Annotated in this window: 18 protein-coding genes; 15 read left to right on the plus strand and 3 right to left on the minus strand. The window is 65.3% G+C overall.

Annotated elements, in window-relative coordinates; all coding sequences use genetic code 11:
- Positions 1-17: 17 nt before the first annotated feature.
- The 9 genes from JQ627_RS27835 (at position 18) to adhP (ending at position 8,086) form a co-directional block, all read left to right on the plus strand.
- Positions 18-824: a xanthine dehydrogenase family protein subunit M gene (locus JQ627_RS27835; RefSeq protein WP_212487444.1), complete on the plus strand. Its 807-nt coding sequence runs from the start codon at positions 18-20 to the stop codon at positions 822-824.
- A gap of 62 nt (positions 825-886) precedes the next feature.
- On the plus strand, positions 887-1,795 hold the full coding sequence (locus tag JQ627_RS27840) for a MoxR family ATPase (RefSeq protein ID WP_212487446.1): 909 nt from the start codon (positions 887-889) through the stop codon (positions 1,793-1,795).
- 140 nt (positions 1,796-1,935) lie between these two features.
- Entirely contained in the window at positions 1,936-3,138 is a 1,203-nt protein-coding gene (locus JQ627_RS27845; RefSeq protein ID WP_212487447.1) for a VWA domain-containing protein, read from the plus strand.
- Positions 3,139-3,149: 11 nt separating this feature from the next.
- On the plus strand, positions 3,150-3,473 hold the full coding sequence (locus JQ627_RS27850; RefSeq protein WP_007602422.1) for an XdhC family protein: 324 nt from the start codon (positions 3,150-3,152) through the stop codon (positions 3,471-3,473).
- A gap of 2 nt (positions 3,474-3,475) precedes the next feature.
- On the plus strand, positions 3,476-4,177 hold the full coding sequence (locus tag JQ627_RS27855) for an XdhC family protein (protein WP_212487449.1): 702 nt from the start codon (positions 3,476-3,478) through the stop codon (positions 4,175-4,177).
- Positions 4,174-5,778 (plus strand): NTP transferase domain-containing protein, encoded by a 1,605-nt coding sequence (locus JQ627_RS27860; protein WP_212487450.1) that lies wholly within the window; start codon positions 4,174-4,176, stop codon positions 5,776-5,778. Before JQ627_RS27855 ends, JQ627_RS27860 begins: the two co-directional genes overlap by 4 nt.
- A gap of 196 nt (positions 5,779-5,974) precedes the next feature.
- Complete coding sequence (locus JQ627_RS27865) at positions 5,975-6,364, plus strand: DUF4189 domain-containing protein (protein WP_212487452.1); 390 nt, start codon at positions 5,975-5,977, stop codon at positions 6,362-6,364.
- 159 nt (positions 6,365-6,523) lie between these two features.
- On the plus strand, positions 6,524-6,934 hold the full coding sequence (locus JQ627_RS27870) for a DUF2000 family protein (RefSeq protein WP_212487454.1): 411 nt from the start codon (positions 6,524-6,526) through the stop codon (positions 6,932-6,934).
- A 126-nt stretch (positions 6,935-7,060) separates the two neighbouring features.
- The gene (gene adhP, locus JQ627_RS27875; protein ID WP_212487456.1) at positions 7,061-8,086 is read left to right on the plus strand and encodes an alcohol dehydrogenase AdhP; all 1,026 of its coding nucleotides are present in this window, start codon (positions 7,061-7,063) and stop codon (positions 8,084-8,086) included.
- Positions 8,087-8,090: 4 nt separating this feature from the next.
- On the opposite strand, the gene JQ627_RS27880 is transcribed toward adhP, so the two are convergent.
- The 3 genes from JQ627_RS27880 to JQ627_RS27890 are packed head-to-tail and all read right to left on the minus strand — an operon-like array spanning position 8,091 to position 9,310.
- Positions 8,091-8,504: a GFA family protein gene (locus JQ627_RS27880; protein ID WP_212487458.1), complete on the minus strand. Its 414-nt coding sequence runs from the start codon at positions 8,502-8,504 to the stop codon at positions 8,091-8,093.
- Between the two features lie 12 nt (positions 8,505-8,516).
- Positions 8,517-8,978: an SRPBCC domain-containing protein gene (locus JQ627_RS27885; RefSeq protein ID WP_212487459.1), complete on the minus strand. Its 462-nt coding sequence runs from the start codon at positions 8,976-8,978 to the stop codon at positions 8,517-8,519.
- Positions 8,975-9,310 (minus strand): metalloregulator ArsR/SmtB family transcription factor, encoded by a 336-nt coding sequence (locus JQ627_RS27890; RefSeq protein WP_212487461.1) that lies wholly within the window; start codon positions 9,308-9,310, stop codon positions 8,975-8,977. The genes JQ627_RS27885 and JQ627_RS27890 overlap by 4 nt, the downstream gene beginning before the upstream one ends.
- A 112-nt stretch (positions 9,311-9,422) precedes the next feature.
- Here JQ627_RS27890 and JQ627_RS27895 point away from each other — a divergent pair, with 112 nt between their 5' ends.
- The 6 genes from JQ627_RS27895 to JQ627_RS27920 all read left to right on the plus strand — a co-directional run bounded on the left by JQ627_RS27895 (position 9,423) and on the right by JQ627_RS27920 (position 15,477).
- Positions 9,423-10,124, plus strand: coding sequence for a TetR/AcrR family transcriptional regulator (locus tag JQ627_RS27895; RefSeq protein WP_249143421.1), 702 nt, complete (start codon positions 9,423-9,425; stop codon positions 10,122-10,124).
- A complete protein-coding gene (locus tag JQ627_RS27900) occupies positions 10,121-10,909 on the plus strand; it encodes an HlyD family secretion protein (RefSeq protein WP_212487463.1) in 789 nt (262 codons plus the stop codon). The genes JQ627_RS27895 and JQ627_RS27900 overlap by 4 nt, the downstream gene beginning before the upstream one ends.
- A complete protein-coding gene (locus JQ627_RS27905; RefSeq protein ID WP_212487464.1) occupies positions 10,906-11,838 on the plus strand; it encodes an ABC transporter ATP-binding protein in 933 nt (310 codons plus the stop codon). Before JQ627_RS27900 ends, JQ627_RS27905 begins: the two co-directional genes overlap by 4 nt.
- Positions 11,835-12,998: an ABC transporter permease gene (locus JQ627_RS27910; protein WP_212487466.1), complete on the plus strand. Its 1,164-nt coding sequence runs from the start codon at positions 11,835-11,837 to the stop codon at positions 12,996-12,998. Before JQ627_RS27905 ends, JQ627_RS27910 begins: the two co-directional genes overlap by 4 nt.
- Before the next feature lie 30 nt (positions 12,999-13,028).
- A complete protein-coding gene (locus tag JQ627_RS27915; protein ID WP_212487468.1) occupies positions 13,029-14,336 on the plus strand; it encodes an adenylate/guanylate cyclase domain-containing protein in 1,308 nt (435 codons plus the stop codon).
- Between the two features lie 226 nt (positions 14,337-14,562).
- Positions 14,563-15,477, plus strand: a complete 915-nt coding sequence (locus JQ627_RS27920) for a PhzF family phenazine biosynthesis protein (protein WP_212487482.1) — start codon at positions 14,563-14,565, stop codon at positions 15,475-15,477.
- Positions 15,478-15,609: the final 132 nt, after the last annotated feature.

The following is a 15,609-nucleotide window of genomic DNA, read 5'->3' on the forward strand; positions in this document are numbered from 1 at the left end:
GCGATCAGGACATTCAGATGTACGAATTCAAATATCATCGCCCCGGGACCGTGCGGCAGGCCGCCAACCTCCTGGTGAAGAACGAAGACGCCAAGGTGATCGCCGGCGGCCACACGCTGATTCCGGTCATGAAGCAGCGCCTGGCCAGCCCGCCGCATCTGGTCGACCTCTCCCATATCGAGGGGCTCGACACGATCGAGATGAAGGGCCGCGCGCTCGTGATCGGCGCCACCGCCAGGCACGCCGAGGTCGCAAGCTCCGCGATCGTCGGTGAAGCGATTCCGGCGCTGGCCAATCTTGCCGGCCAGATCGGCGACCCGGCCGTGCGCCACAAGGGGACGATCGGTGGCTCGCTCGCCAACAACGATCCGACCGCGGACTATCCGGCCGCCGTGCTCGCGCTCGGCGCCACCATCGTCACCAACAAGCGCCGCCTGAAGGCGGAAGAGTACTTCCAGGGCCTCTTCACGACGGCGCTCGAAGCCGACGAGATCATCACCAAGGTGATGTTCCCGCTGCCGAAGAAGGCGGCGTACATCAAGTTCCGCAACCAGGCCTCGCGCTATGCACTGGTCGGGGTGTTCGTGGCGCGGCGTCCTTCGGACGTGCGCGTTGCCGTCACCGGTGCCGGCTCCGAAGGCGTATTCCGCGTCACCGCGTTCGAGGATGCGCTGAAGAAGCGCTTCGCCGCGAAGGCGCTTGATGGCATCGAGGTGCCGGCGGACGGCCTCAACAGCGACATCCATGGCAGCGCCGAATACCGCGCGCACCTCATCGGGGTGCTGACGCGGCGCGCCCTCGACGCCGCCAACGCCAAGGAGTGAGTGAACCTCACGCCTAGGCCCAAACTTGTCCCCGGTGAGGGCGTAGCGAGACTGGCTTTTTCATGACTCTCACGGCCCTGCCGGCATCGGTCGATGCGATGCTCGAACTTCTCACTTCGCGCGGTTATCTCGCGGAGCGATCGCTGGCCACGGTGACTTATCTGTCGCTGCGCATGGGCCGGCCGCTGTTTCTCGAAGGCGAGGCCGGCGTCGGCAAGACCGAGATCGCAAAGGTGCTGTCGGCGGCGCTGGGGCGGAAGCTGATCCGCCTGCAGTGCTACGAAGGCCTCGACGTCTCCTCCGCCGTCTACGAGTGGAACAGCGCCGCTCAGATGATCGCGATCCGGATGGCGGAAGCCGCCGGCGACACCGATCGCGAGCAGCTCTCGAGCGACATCTTCGCCGACCGTTACATGATCAAGCGGCCGCTGCTTCAGGCGCTGGAGCCTGATGTTGCCGGCCCGCCGGTGCTGTTGATCGACGAGCTCGACCGCGCCGACGAGGCGTTCGAGGCGTACCTGCTCGAAATCCTCAGCGACTTCCAGGTGACCATCCCCGAGTTCGGCACCGTGAAGGCGCCGAGGCCGCCGATCGTCATCATCACCTCCAACCGCACCCGCGAGATCCACGACGCGCTGAAGCGGCGCTGTCTCTATCACTGGGTCGACTATCCCGCCGCCGAGCGCGAGCTCGCGATCGTCAAGACGCGCGTGCCCGGTATCTCCGCAAAATTGTCGCAACAGGTCGTGCGCTTCGTCCAGGCGTTGCGCAACCAGGACTTCTACAAGTCGCCGGGTGTCGCCGAGACCATCGACTGGGCCACCGCGCTGTCGGAGCTCGACGCCCGCTCGCTGACCCCGCAAGTGGTCGGCGACACGCTGGGTGCGCTGCTCAAGTACCAGGACGATATCACCCGGATGCAGGGCGATACCTTGCAGAAGGTGTTGAAGGAAGCGACGAGCGAGAATTGATCTAGCGTTACTAGTACTCCCGTCATTCCGGGGCGACGCGCAGCGTCGAGCCCGGAATCCATAACCACGATCGGGAGTATGGATTCCCGGCTCGTGCCAAGTGGCGCGCCCCGGAATGACGAGGGGATGGATACGAGACCATGGCCATCAACCACCTTGCGCCCGAGCAGACCGAGCAGTTCGCCGACAACATCGTCGGCTTCGCCCGCGCGTTGCGTGCAGCCAGCATGCCGGTCGGGCCGGGGGCGGTGATCGATGCCATGAGCGCGCTCCAGGTGATCGACATCGGCAACCGCGCCGACGTCTTCACCACGCTGGAAGCGATCTTCGTCAAGCGCCACGAGCATGCGCTGATCTTCAGGCAGGCCTTCAACCTGTTCTTCCGCGCCTCGGAAGAGTGGAAGCACATGCTGGATTCGGTGCCGTTGCCGGAGCAGGCCAAGAAGAAGCCGCAGGCCGGATCCCGCCGCGTGCAGGAGGCGATGTCGCAGCCGCGGATGACGGAGACGCCGCAGCACCAGGAGCAGGATCTGCGCCTGTCGGTCTCCGACAAGGAAATCCTTCAGAAGAAGGATTTCGCGCAGATGAGCGCGGCGGAAATTACCGAGGCGCTGCATGCCATCGAGCGGATGCAGTTGCCGCAGGCCGAGCTTCTCACGCGCCGGCACCGGCCCGATCCGCGCGGGCTTCGCCTCGACCTGCGCCGCACGCTACGCGCGTCCTTGCGCACCGGCGGTGACATCGTCGACATCCATCGCCTCGGGCGCCTCGAGAAGCCGGCGCCGATCGTCGCGCTGCTCGATATCTCGGGCTCGATGAGCGAGTACACCCGCCTGTTCCTGCATTTCCTGCATGCCATCGGGGACGCGCGAAAGCGCGTCTCGGTGTTCCTGTTCGGCACCCGGCTGACCAACGTCACCCGGGCGCTGCGTCAGCGCGACCCCGATGAGGCGCTGGCGAGCTGCTCGGCCTCGGTCGAGGACTGGGCCGGCGGCACCCGGATTTCGGCCTCGCTGCACAACTTCAACAAATTGTGGGCGCGGCGCGTGCTGAGCCAGGGCGCCATCGTGCTGCTGATCTCCGACGGACTGGAGCGGGAAGCTGATTCCAGGCTCGCCTTCGAGATGGACCGGCTGCACCGGTCCTGCCGGCGGCTGATCTGGCTCAACCCGCTTCTGCGGTTCGGCGGCTTCGAGGCCAAGGCCCAGGGCATCAAAATGATGCTTCCGCACGTTGACGAATTCCGCCCCGTGCATAATTTGAGTTCGATCCAGGAGCTGATCACCACGCTCTCCCGGCCGCTGCCGCCCCATCACCGCAGCCTGATCCGCTCCGCAGCCTGAGAGGTCCACCCATGCTCGATCGCGACGAGGATATTCTGAAGGCGGCGGAGGACTGGCAGAAGGCCGGCCGTGGCGTCGCGCTGGCCACCGTTGTCGAGACCTGGGGCTCGGCGCCGCGCCCGGCGGGCTCGAGCCTCGTCATCAACGATGAGGGCACGTTCCTGGGCTCAGTCTCCGGCGGCTGCGTCGAGGGCGCCGTGGTCACCGAGGCCATGGACGTGATCCAGAGCGGCAAACCGCGCATGCTGGAGTTCGGCGTTGCCGATGAGACGGCCTGGAATGTCGGACTGTCCTGCGGCGGCACCATCCGCGTCTTCGTCGAGAAGGTCGGCTAGCCGTGAAGCTCGAGATCCTGCACGAACTCAATGCCGAGCGCGCCGCGCGCCGGGCGGCGATTCTGGTGACCGACACCGAGAACGGCGAGCAGCGTCTGGTCAAGGCTGCCGATTTCGCAAAAGATCCGCTGCGCGCCGAGCTGGACAAGCAGCTTCGCATGGGCAAGAGCGCCAATGTCGAAGCCGGCGGCAAGAAGCTGTTCCTCAACGTCTACGCGCCGACCGCAAAGCTCGTCATCGTCGGCGCGGTCCATATCAGCCAGGCCTTGGCGCCGCTGGCGCGCTCGCTCGGTTACGACGTCACCGTCGTCGATCCCCGCACGGCCTTTGCGAGCCCCGAGCGCTTCCCCGACATTCCCTTGGTCGCCGAATGGCCCGACACCGCGTTGCCGCCGCTCAATGTCGATGCCTACACGGCTTTCGTCGCGGTGACGCACGATCCGAAGATCGACGATCCCGCGCTGCTGCACGCCTTCGAGCGCAACTGCTTCTATATCGGTGCGCTCGGTTCGCGAAAGACGCATGCCAAGCGCGGCGACCGGCTGCGCGCGCAGGGCGCCAGGGATACTGACATCGCGCGCATCCACGCGCCCATTGGCCTTGCGATCGGCGCGGTCTCGCCGTCCGAGATCGCGGTGTCGATCATGGCCGAGATCACGGCGGTGCTGCGCCTGCCTCCCAAAGAAAAAGAAGAAGCGGCATGAAATTCGGACCGGCGAGCCCCAAGGATGCGATCGGCGGGGTGACCGTCCACACCCTGCGCCAGGGTCCGCTGGTGCTGAAGAAAGGCACGACGATCGGCCCGGCCGAAGTCGAGGCGTTGACGCGCGCCGGCATCAAGGACGTCGTGGTGGTGCGCATGGAGGAGGACGACGTCTCCGAGGATGTCGCCGCCGCCAGTATCGCGCTGGCCGTCGGCGGCGAGGGCATTCATGTCGAGCGCGCCTTCACCGGCCGCGCCAATCTGTTCGCCGCACGCCCGGGCGTGCTGGTGATCGACCGCGCAGCGGTCGACCGCATCAACAACATCGACGAGGCCATCACCTTCGCGACGCTCTCCGCCTACAAGCCGGTGGTCGAGGGCGAGATGGTCGGCACCGTCAAGATCATCCCGTTCGGCGTCGAAGGCAATTTGCGCGATGCCGCGGTGAAGGCGGCAGGCCGCGACGTGCTGAAGATCGCGCCCTACGTCATCAAGCGCGTCGGCGTCGTCTCGACGCTGCTGCCGGGCCTCTCGTCGAAGGTGATCGACAAGACGCTGCGCGTCACCGCCGAGCGGCTCGCGCCGGCCGGCGCCAGCATCATTGCCGAGCGGCGGGTGCAGCACGAGGAGCGGGCGCTGTCGGCCGCGATCAAGGAATTGCTCGGCCTCGGCGCCGAGCTTGTCATCGTGTTCGGGGCCTCCGCGATCGCCGACCGCCGCGACGTCATTCCGGCGGCCGTCACCGGGATCGGCGGCGAGATCGAGCATTTCGGCATGCCGGTCGATCCCGGCAATTTGCTGCTGATCGCGCGGGCCGGCGGGGTGCCGGTGCTGGGCGCGCCCGGCTGCGCGCGATCGCCGGTCGAGAACGGTTTTGACTGGGTGCTGATGCGGCTGCTCGCCGGCATCAAGGTGACGCGCGCGGAGCTGATGGGCATGGGCGTCGGCGGCCTCCTGATGGAGATCGTCACGCGGCCGCAGCCACGCGCACAGCCCGAGACCGAGGGCAACAGCCAGGTCGCGGCCATCGTGCTCGCGGCGGGCCGCTCGACACGGATGGGCGGACCGAACAAGCTGCTCGCCGAGCTCGACGGCAAGAAGCTGGTGCGGATCGCGACCGAGCAGGCGCTGGCCTCGAAGGCCTCCGAGGTGATCGTCGTCACCGGCCACCAGACCGAGCTGGTCGAGCAGGCGCTGCAAGGCTTGAAGGTGAAATTCGTCCGTAACCCGGATTTCGCCGGCGGCATCGCGAGCTCGGTCAAGGCCGGCATCGCGGCCGTACCTGAGGCTTGCGACGGCGCCGTGGTCTGTTTGGGCGACATGCCGCTGATCGATGCCGGCCTGATCGACCGTCTCATCGACGGCTTTGCGCCGGACCGCGGCAACCTCATCGTGGTGCCCGTCAGCGACGGGCGCCGCGGCAATCCCGTGCTGTGGTCGCGCCGCTTCTTCAAGGAGCTGATGACGCTCGACGGCGACGTCGGCGCACGGCACCTGATCGCCAAACATACGGAAGCCGTTGCGGAAGTCCCCGTGGATGGCGAGAGCGCCTTCCTCGACATCGACACGCCGCAGGCGCTGGAAGCAGCAAGACGCGGATGACGCTGCCGGAGGGTTGGCAAGGGCGCGCAGCGCCGTGCCCACTATCTTTCTATCGCGATCTGCAATTCGTGGGCACGCTTCGCTTTGCCCACTCTACCGCACCTTCCAATAGTCCGATTTCAACCCTCCGTTCACCATCTGGAAACGACCACCGATTAGAGTCCGCTCCACCTGCCTTGGGGGGAGGGGTTTTTCCATGGCTTCGAACGTCGTCGCGCGCCGTTGCGCGATGTTTTTCTTTGCGCTGTCGGTTTGTGTTGCCGGCGCCCGCTATATCACTGAAGCCCATGCCGCCGGCGCGTTTGCGGTCGGCAAGTGCGGCGCCTATGGCCAGGCTTTTGATTACGGCGCGGAGCACGAGGCCCGCGCCGCAGCGCAGAAGCAGTGCAAGGGCGATTGCACGACGGTGACGATGAAGCGCGCCTGCGCTGCGATGTCGGTCGATCTGTCGAACCCTTGCGGCGCCTATGGCTATGCCGTCAAGCCGAAGATCGCCGCCTCGCTCAATGCCGCCACGCGCGAGTGCTACAAGTACGGCGGCAAGGAATGCGTGATCCGCGCCTGGGCCTGCGACGCCAAGGGCTGAATTTTCGGGCGTTGTTTCCTCTTGCTGTCATTCCGGGGCGATGCGTAGCATCGAGCCCGGAATCCATAACCACCATCGGGAGTATGAAATCTCGATGCGCAATTGCGCATCGGGGCTCGCGCCAAGTGGCGCGCCCCGGAATGACAGTTGGGGAGTTGCATGCAGTTCGACACCAAGATCGCCGTCGTGATCCGTACTGACCTTCAGGCCTGGCAGAAGCTCAACGTCGCGTCCTTTCTCACCAGCGGCATTGCCGCGGCCTTTCCCGAATGCATCGGCGAAGCCTATGAAGACGCCTCGGGCACGACATATCACGCGCTGATCGGCCAGCCGATCCTGATCTACGGCGCCGATGGTCCGGCGCTGTCACGCGCGCTCGATCGTGCGCTGACGCGCAACGTGAAGCCGGCGGTCTATACCGAGGACATGTTCAAGACCACGCACGATGCCGCCAATCGCGAAGCGGTGAGGGTGGTCGCGCGCAACGATCTCAATCTGGTGGGCATCGCGATGCGCGCCGAGCGCAAGGTGATCGACAAGATCGTCGACGGCCTCAAGTTCCATGGCTGAGGTGCGCCCGTCATCGTCGCGTCGTGATGGTTCCCGCCATCGATAGATTTGCATTCCTTGACGCCGATCAAGGGAGCGCCGCCCGGCGTCGTTAGTCTGCTCTGCGTATTGCAATGGAGCAGACACATGCCGACAATGAAAGCCGCCGTCGTCAGACAATTCGGCAAGCCGCTGGTGATCGAGGACGTGCCGGTGCCGCAGCCCGGTTCCGGCGAGGTCCTGGTCAAGGTGAAAGCCTGCGGTGTCTGCCACACCGATCTGCACGCAGCTTCCGGCGATTGGCCGGTGAAGCCGGTTCCGCCCTTCATTCCCGGTCACGAGGCTGCCGGCATCGTCGCCGCGCTCGGGCCCGGCGTGAAGAACCTGAAGGTGGGCGATGCCGTCGGCGTCGCCTGGCTGCACGATGCGTGCATGGCTTGCGAATATTGCGAGACCGGCTGGGAGACGCTGTGCGAGCACCAGCACAACACCGGCTACAGCGTGAACGGCGGCTTTGCCGAATATGTCGTCGCCTCGGCCGCCTTCGCGGCAAAACTGCCGGCGACGATCGATTTCGCCGCCATTGCGCCGATCCTGTGTGCGGGCGTCACCACCTACAAGGGATTGAAGGAGACCGACGCGCGGCCCGGCGAGTGGGTCGCGATCTCAGGCGTCGGCGGCCTCGGCCATGTCGCGATCCAGTACGCCAAGGCGATGGGGTTCAAGGTCGCGGCGATCGATATCGCTGAGGACAAGCTTGCGCTCGCAAGCGAGACCGGTGCCGATCTCGCGGTCAATGCGCTCGCGGCCGATGCGGTGGAGAAGGTCTTGGCGGCGACCGGAGGCGGGGCGCATGGCGTGCTGGTGACGGCGGTGTCGACCGCCGCGTTCGCGCAGGCCCTGAAGATGGTGCGCCGGAAGGGCACCGTCAGTCTCGTCGGCCTGCCGCCGGGTGAATTCCCGACGCCGATCTTCGATGTCGTGCTCAAGCGCATCACCGTGCGTGGCTCCATCGTCGGCACACGACGCGATCTCGCTGAAGCCATCGCCTTCGCCGCGGACGGCAAGGTGAAGGCCGAAGTCGCCAAGGTGCCGCTCGCGCAAATCAACGACGTCTTCGACCGGATGAAGGCCGGCAAGATCGACGGCCGCATGGTGCTGGACTTTGGCTAGCGCTTCACGCCGGCGGCATGCCCGCGAATTTCGGCAGGTCGGGATCGAGACGATCCCAGTCATGCCCGCGCGCGGCGTAAGTCACCACCTGCGGCTTGTAGCGGGCGGGCTCGTCGAGGCTTGCTGCGCGGATGGTGAAGATGTCGGGCATCGCTGCGAAGGTCATGTAAACCGGCAAACCGCACTGCGTGCAGAAACCGCGCGTCTTCACATTGCCGCTGTCGCCGACCATGTCCCAGTGTTTTGCTTCGCCAGTCACCGTGACGCCGGCGCGCGCGAAGGTCATGTACGAGCCGTGGCCGCTGCCGCTTTCACGCTGACAGTCCCGGCACTGGCAGTGATTGCTGAACAGGGGCTCATCGGCAATCGAATAGCGGATCGCGCCGCAGGCGCAGCCGCCGGTAAAGGGCCTGGTCATCGCGATATCTCCTCACTCTTCGCCACTGATTTCGTCGAGCTGTCTGACGACCTTCTTCCAGCCGCCGCTCATGACCGTGTAGGCCGACTCGTTCCTTGGCAGGACGAAGCCCGCATGAACGAGGCGGATCCGCGTGCCGGCTTCGACCGCGGTGAGTGACCACGTCACGACGGTGTCGAGCGGCGCGCCGTAACCGGTGTTGCGCTCATCGCCGCCCTTCCAGGCGTAGACGAGGCGCCGGTTAGCCACGACCTCCAGAACCCGGCAATGGATCACGCCGTCCCAGTTGCCGCCCGGGGTAGTCTGGAACGTGAAGGCCCTGCCTTCGACGGCTTCGAAGCCAGTCGGCTGCATCAGCCAGCGCGCGATCAGTTGCGCGCTGGTCAGCGCCTTCCAGATCGTCTCGGGCGCGTGAGGGAAGACCTCGTCGATGACGATGTCTTTTGTCTCGGCTTTCAACTCGGCTGCACTCACGGATCGATCTCCTTCAAGAGGTCACGCAGGTTCTGGAAGCGCTCCCGCCAGAACACGCCGTAATGGTCCATCCAGGTGACCAGCGGCTCGAGGCCTTCAGGCGCGGCGCGGTAGTAGACGTTGCGGCCCTCGGCGCGCTCGGCGACGAGGCCGGCCTGCTTGAGGGATTTGAGGTGCTGCGAGATCGCGCCCTGGGTGACGCCACTGCCGCGGGTCAGCTCGGCGACGCTGATCTCCTTGCTCTCGAACACGCGCTCGAACACGGCGCGGCGGGTCGGATCGGCGAGGGCGCGCATCACGGTAGTGACGGGGTTTTGGGCGGCTTCGATCATGGTAGATCAATTAGTAAATACTAATGCATTAGTCAAGGCTAATTTATTTTGGTCTGTCGGGTCGTTCACGCTTTCATTTGACTATGACTGACCAGTCAGTCATAATTGCCCCATGACGAAGAAGCCAATCAACATTTCTGCGCCGCCGGACATCCGCTCGACTGCAAAAGGCCGTGCGCTCGCAGGAGGCGGAGACCCCGTCGCTGCCGCTTCGAACCGCGCGGCGCGCGCGGCGGAGCGCCGCGCGGCGATCGTGGAGGCGGCGCTGGAGGAATTCATCGCGCGCGGCTTCGCAGCGACGCGGCTCGACGACATCGCCAAGCGCGCGGGCGTCGCCAAGGGCACGATCTACCTGCACTTCAAGGACAAGGAATCGATGTTCGAGGAGCTGGTCCGCATCGTGATCGTGCCGGTAGTGGAGAAGCTCACGGCGCTGCCGCCGCCGACCGGCTCGGTGCGCGATCTGGTCGAGGCCTTTGCCAGCAACTTCCTCAAGGAGGTCGCGAACACGAGGCGCGGCGATCTCGTGCGCCTGATCGTAGCGGAGGGGCCGCGCTTCCCCGCCGTGGCTGACTTCTACTATCGCGAGGTCGTCTCGCGCGGGATCGCCGGCATGCGCGCGCTGATCGAGCTCGGCATCGCCCGCGGCGAAATCCACCAGAAGAACCTCGCGCGCTTTCCCCAGATCCTGGTTGCGCCCGCGATGATCGCGGTGATCTGGCAGAGCCTGTTTGCGCGGCACGCGCCGCTGGATGCGCAGGAGATGCTGCGCGTTCATCTCGATTTGATTTTTGGTGAACGGAGGACGACATGAGGTCGTCGCAAGCAATTTCTGTATTTGCATTGATCGCTGTACTCGCAACTGGCCTTGCCGGCTGCAACGAGAAGCGCGATCCCGGCTTCCAGGGCTGGGTCGAGGCCGACATGATCTTCGTCAGCCCCGACGAAGCGGGCAGGGTGACGAAGCTCAACGTCCGTGAAGGCGACGAGGTGAAGGTCGGCGATGCCCTCTATTCCGTCGACGACGATCTCCAGCTCGCCGATCTCAACCAGAACAAGGCGACGCTGGCGAACGCGCAGCAGACCTATGATCGCGCGGCCTCGCTGAACAAGACCGGCTCGGGCACGCAGGCCAATCTCGACTCCGCTGTGTCGGCCTTGCGCGTTGCCGAGGCGCGGTTGGCGACGTCGGAGACGCGGATGGCGCGGCGCAAGGGCTTTGCGCCGGTTGCCGGCACCATCCAGCAGATCTACTTCCGCGAGGGCGAGATGGTGGCGGCGCAGCGGCCGGTGCTCTCGATCATGCCGCCCGGCAACATGAAGCTGCGCTTCTTCGTGCCCGAGACCGAGCTGCCGAAGCTCGCGATCGGCGACACGGTGCGGGTCGCCTGCGACAATTGCGCTGCCGATCTCACCGCAAAGATCTATTTCATCGCGACCTCGGCCGAATACACCCCGCCTGTCATCTACAGTCTCGATGAGCGCAACAAGCTCGTCTATTTGATCCAGGCGCGGCCATCGCGGCCCGACGCTTTGCGGGTCGGGCAGCCGATCGACGTCTATCTCAATCCAAAAACACCGGTGGCAGACAAGCGATGAACGGCGGCAACGGCATCGCGATCGACGTCAAGGGCCTGACGAAATCGTTCGGCGGCCGCGAGGTCGTGCACGATCTGTCGATGCAGGTGAAACGCGGCTCGATCTACGGCTTCCTCGGGCCCAACGGCTCGGGCAAGACCACCACCATCCGCATCCTCTGCGGCCTGCTCACACCCGACAGCGGCGAGGGCACCTGCCTCGGCTTCGACATCCGGCGCGATGCCGAAAAGATCAAGCGCCAGGTCGGCTACATGACCCAGCGCTTCAGCCTCTACCAGGATCTGTCGGTGCGCGAGAACCTCGAATTCGTCGCGCGGCTCTATGGCTTGGCCGACGCGCGCGGGGCCGCGCGCGACATGATCAAGCGGCTCGGCCTGTCGGGACGCGAGGAGCAGCTTGCGGGCGAGCTCTCCGGTGGCTGGAAGCAGCGCCTTGCGTTGGGGGCCTGCACGCTGCCCAGTCCAAAACTGCTGCTGCTGGACGAGCCCACCGCGGGCGTCGACCCGAAGGCGCGGCGCGATTTCTGGAACGAGATCCACGCGCTCGCGGCTGATGGTCTCACTGTGCTTGTGTCCACCCACTACATGGACGAAGCCGAGCGCTGTCACGAGATCGCCTACATCGCCTACGGCCATTTGCTGACGCATGGCACGGTGGAGGAGGTGATCGCGGGATCCGCGCTGTCGACCTACACCGTGACTGGCGACGACCTGAACGAGCTCACGGCCGCGCTCACCGGCAAGCCTGGCATTGACATGGTCGCGCCGTTCGGCACTTCGCTGCACGTTTCGGGGCGCGACGTCGCCGCGCTCGAAGCCAGCATCGCGCCGTGGCGCGACAAGAGCGGCCTGCAGTGGCACAAATCGTCGCCGTCGCTGGAAGACGTGTTCATCGAGCTGATGAGCCGCTCCAAGGATAATTTCCAATGAGCACCGTCGATCGTCTCGCGCCATTCCAGGAGATCCGCGAGCGCTTCGGCTTCTGGAAGCGCTCGTACGCGATGCTGATCAAGGAGTTCATCCAGCTCAAGCGCGATCGCGTCTCGTTCGCGATGATCGTGATGCTGCCGGTGATGCAGCTCATGCTGTTCGGCTATGCCATCAACACCACGCCGCACAATTTGCCGAGCGCCGTGCTGCTCCAGGAGGACTCCGATCTCGCCCGCTCGATCCTGAAGGCGCTGGAGAACACCGCCTATTTCCGTTTCCTCTACGAAGTGCACGACGTCGATGATTTCGACAATCTCCTGAAATCCGGCAAGGTGCTGTTCGGTGTCGAGATCCCGCGCGGCTTCGAACGGGCGGTGCGGCGCGGCGACAGGCCGGCGCTGCTGGTTGCGGCCGACGCCACCGATCCGGTCGCGGCGAGCGCCGCGATCGGCTCGCTCGGCATGGTCGTGCAGACAGCGCTCAAGCACGATCTCTACATCGGCGATCCCCCGGAGATGCCGTTCGAAATCCGCGCGCATGCCCGCTACAACCCGGCCGCCGCCTCCAGCCTCAATATCGTGCCGGGCCTCGTCGGCACCATCCTCACCATGACCATGCTGATCTTCACCGCGCTCTCGGTCACGCGCGAGGTCGAGCGGGGTACCATGGAGAGCCTGCTGTCGATGCCGATCAAGCCGGTCGAGGTGATGTTCGGCAAGATCATCCCTTACGTGCTGGTTGGCTTCGTCCAGGCCTTCCTCATCATCGGCATCGGTGTCGGCTTGTTCGGCGTGCCGGTGCTCGGCAATCTGTTCCTGCTGGCGCTGCTCTCGACCCTGTTCATCACCACCAATCTGTCGATCGGCTACACGATCTCGACGCTGGTGCAGAACCAGCTCCAGGCCATGCAGATGTCGATGATGTTCTTCCTGCCGAGCATCCTTCTCTCCGGCTTCATGTTTCCGTTCGCGGGCATGCCGGCCTGGGCGCAATATTTCGGCGAATGCCTGCCGCTGACCCATTATTTGCGCATCGTCCGCGCCATCATGCTGAAGGGCGCGACCATGCAGAATCTGCGCTTCGACGCGCTGGCGCTGGCGGTCCTGATGCTGCTTGCCATGACCATTGCCGTGACGCGCTTCCGCCGCACGCTGGATTGAGGCAGACTGCCCCCGGAATCGAGGGGAGAAATGGTCAGGTTTGCCAGCAGGAAGGCCCGGCAGCATGCCGGGATGTCGGAGCAGTTCGAGCGCGAGCTGACTCGAGAAGTGCTGCGCACCGAGCTATTGCGGGTGAGGGCGCTGATCACGACGGGCTGCGTCATGATCCTGTTCCTCACGGCAACCTACCTGATCGACCCTGCCATCGTGAACCGGGTCTGGCGCGGGACCGGGGGCCTGGTTCGGGAATACATCCTCTTGGCGGGCTTCATCCTCTTCGAGGTCTGGGTCCACAGACAGATCAGGCGAAACCTCAAGCTCGATCGCGACCTGCCGGTGATCAGGCGATACATCAGCGCCCTCATCGAAACGTCGCTGCCGACGATCATCCTGATCCTCCAGATTCGCAGCATGGGCGCTGGGCCCGCGCTCGGTTTCGTGCTGCCACTGGCCTATTTCATCTTCATCATTCTTTCGACGCTGCGGCTCGATTTCTGGCTGTCCACCTTCACGGGGTTTGTGGCCGCAGCCGAACTCCTGGCCGTCGCGCTGTACTACAATTCGGCCAGCGAAGCTGGCGAACCGCTGATCTACTTTCACGCCGTACGCAGCACCGTCATCCTGATCTGCGGCGTGCTCGCCGGCTCCGTCGGCGCGCGGCTGCGGCGGCAATTTGCCGCGAGCATCGCGGCCGCCACTGCGCGTGATCGCGTCACCAACCTGTTCGGCCAGCACGTCTCCCCGCAGGTGGTGGAACGGTTGATGGCGGCGGGACCCAGCGCGGGCGGCGACCTACGCCGCGTCGCGGTGATGTTCGTCGATTTCCGCGGCTTCACCGCCGGCGCGCAGACGCGCACACCGCAGGAGGTGGTCAATCGGCTCGACGGCGCCTTCGCCGTGCTGGTCGACATCCTCGACCGTCAGGGCGGCATCGTGAACAAGTTTTTGGGCGATGGCTTCCTCGCCCTGTTCGGTGCGCCGCTGGAGGCCTCGGATGCCGCGCATCGCGCGGTTGCCGCGGGCCGCGAGATGCTGACCGCGATGGACCGCATCAACGCGCAAACGAGCTGGCCGCTGCGGATCGGCATCGGCATCCATTTCGGCGAGGTCGTCGCCGGCAATATCGGCTCGCCCCGGCGCAAGGAGTACACGGTGATCGGCGACACCGTGAACTTCGCCTCGCGGCTGGAGGCACTCAACAAGGAGTTCGGCTCGCAGCTCCTGATCTCCGCGTCCGTCCGCGAGGCGCTCGGCGACGACGGTGAGGACGCAGTCGCGCTCGGCGAGGTCGCGGTACGCGGCTACGAGCAGAAGGTAGCGGTGTTTCAACTGGGGTAGGGCCTTCGAAGCGCGAAAAACAGGCGGTTTCTCGAAACACTCATCGTCGATGAACGCGAGCGCGCACAGGTGCTCGCATCGCCGCGACAGCTCTTCCGCTTCTGACTCGCTTTCTGCGATTGCTCCGAGTGCTCCGAATTTTGGGGAATGACGAGCGATATTGCCGGCCTGTAGACTGCCGCGCGATGCGGCCGGTCGCGGCCGCGACTGGCATGAGGAAGTGACGATGCAGCGCCGCTACATCACCGTCGACGTTTTCACCGACCGCGCCTTCGGCGGCAACCAGCTCGCCGTGGTATTGGATGCCGTCGGGCTGTCGACGCAGCAGATGCAGGCGATCGCGACCGAGTTCAACTATTCCGAGACGACCTTCGTGCTGCCGCCGCGCAACCCCGGCCACGACGCGGAGGTCCGCATCTTCACGCCGGTGAGGGAGCTTCCCTTCGCGGGTCATCCCAATGTCGGGACTGCTTTCGTGCTGGCCCGGCGCAGCAATGAGCCCTGGCCGCGATTGTTGTTCGAAGAGAAAGCCGGAATCGTGCCGGTCGAGATCTGGCGGGAGCAGGGCAAGGTCGTCGGTGCCGAGCTGACCGCGCCGCAGCCGCTGGCGCGTCTTGCAAAGCTGTCCGCCGCCGAGGTCGCCGCGTGCCTTTCATTGAGCGCGGACGACGTCAGGACCGATCGCCATGTGCCGGAAGTCGTCGGCGTCGGCACGCCGTTCGTGGTCGCGGAATTGCATTCGCGCGACGCGCTGCGGCGGGCGACGCCCGACGCTGCGGCGTTCGCCCGGACGCTCCCGCGCGATGGCGCGTTCGCGATCTATTTCTACACGCGCGATATCCCGGCGGCGCAGGCGCCTTGCGACCTCCAGGCGCGGATGTTCATGCGCGGTACCAGCGGTTTCGCCGAGGATCCCGCCACCGGCAGCGCAACGGTCGCCGCCGCCGCGCTGCTCGCCACCCTCGATCCGCTTCGCGACGGCGAGCTGAAGCTCATTATCGGCCAGGGTTTTGACATGGGCCGGCCGAGCATCCTGCGGACGACAGTGGAAAAGGAGGGCGGCGCCCTTCTCGATGCCTATGTCGGCGGCAATTGCGTGCAGATGATGGAAGGGACGTTCGAGCTGGCGGGCGAGGGGTGAACTCTCTCCACACGCCCAGACGAGCTCGCGCCAGATCCGTCATCCTTGTAAGTCAGATTGCGCCGGATCGGCTAGAGTGTCCGGTGCGGTAACGGACGGGAGACCGCTTCATCCAAGGGCTTTGAAGCCCGT

Origin of the sequence: Bradyrhizobium liaoningense (assembly GCF_018130785.1) — a bacterium.
GTDB classification, from domain to species: Bacteria; Pseudomonadota; Alphaproteobacteria; order Rhizobiales; family Xanthobacteraceae; genus Bradyrhizobium; species Bradyrhizobium liaoningense_A.

Coding starts and splice junctions, on each gene's coding strand:
- JQ627_RS27835 (WP_212487444.1), top strand. CDS start 18: ATGTACGAATTCAAATATCATCGCCCCGGGACCGTGCGGCAGGCCGCC.
- JQ627_RS27890 (WP_212487461.1), bottom strand. CDS start 9,310: ATGATCGAAGCCGCCCAAAACCCCGTCACTACCGTGATGCGCGCCCTC.
- JQ627_RS27895 (WP_249143421.1), top strand. CDS start 9,423: ATGACGAAGAAGCCAATCAACATTTCTGCGCCGCCGGACATCCGCTCG.
- JQ627_RS27870 (WP_212487454.1), top strand. CDS start 6,524: ATGCAGTTCGACACCAAGATCGCCGTCGTGATCCGTACTGACCTTCAG.
- adhP (WP_212487456.1), top strand. CDS start 7,061: ATGCCGACAATGAAAGCCGCCGTCGTCAGACAATTCGGCAAGCCGCTG.
- JQ627_RS27850 (WP_007602422.1), top strand. CDS start 3,150: ATGCTCGATCGCGACGAGGATATTCTGAAGGCGGCGGAGGACTGGCAG.
- JQ627_RS27910 (WP_212487466.1), top strand. CDS start 11,835: ATGAGCACCGTCGATCGTCTCGCGCCATTCCAGGAGATCCGCGAGCGC.
- JQ627_RS27880 (WP_212487458.1), bottom strand. CDS start 8,504: ATGACCAGGCCCTTTACCGGCGGCTGCGCCTGCGGCGCGATCCGCTAT.
- JQ627_RS27900 (WP_212487463.1), top strand. CDS start 10,121: ATGAGGTCGTCGCAAGCAATTTCTGTATTTGCATTGATCGCTGTACTC.
- JQ627_RS27865 (WP_212487452.1), top strand. CDS start 5,975: ATGGCTTCGAACGTCGTCGCGCGCCGTTGCGCGATGTTTTTCTTTGCG.
- JQ627_RS27915 (WP_212487468.1), top strand. CDS start 13,029: ATGGTCAGGTTTGCCAGCAGGAAGGCCCGGCAGCATGCCGGGATGTCG.
- JQ627_RS27840 (WP_212487446.1), top strand. CDS start 887: ATGACTCTCACGGCCCTGCCGGCATCGGTCGATGCGATGCTCGAACTT.
- JQ627_RS27860 (WP_212487450.1), top strand. CDS start 4,174: ATGAAATTCGGACCGGCGAGCCCCAAGGATGCGATCGGCGGGGTGACC.
- JQ627_RS27920 (WP_212487482.1), top strand. CDS start 14,563: ATGCAGCGCCGCTACATCACCGTCGACGTTTTCACCGACCGCGCCTTC.
- JQ627_RS27905 (WP_212487464.1), top strand. CDS start 10,906: ATGAACGGCGGCAACGGCATCGCGATCGACGTCAAGGGCCTGACGAAA.
- JQ627_RS27845 (WP_212487447.1), top strand. CDS start 1,936: ATGGCCATCAACCACCTTGCGCCCGAGCAGACCGAGCAGTTCGCCGAC.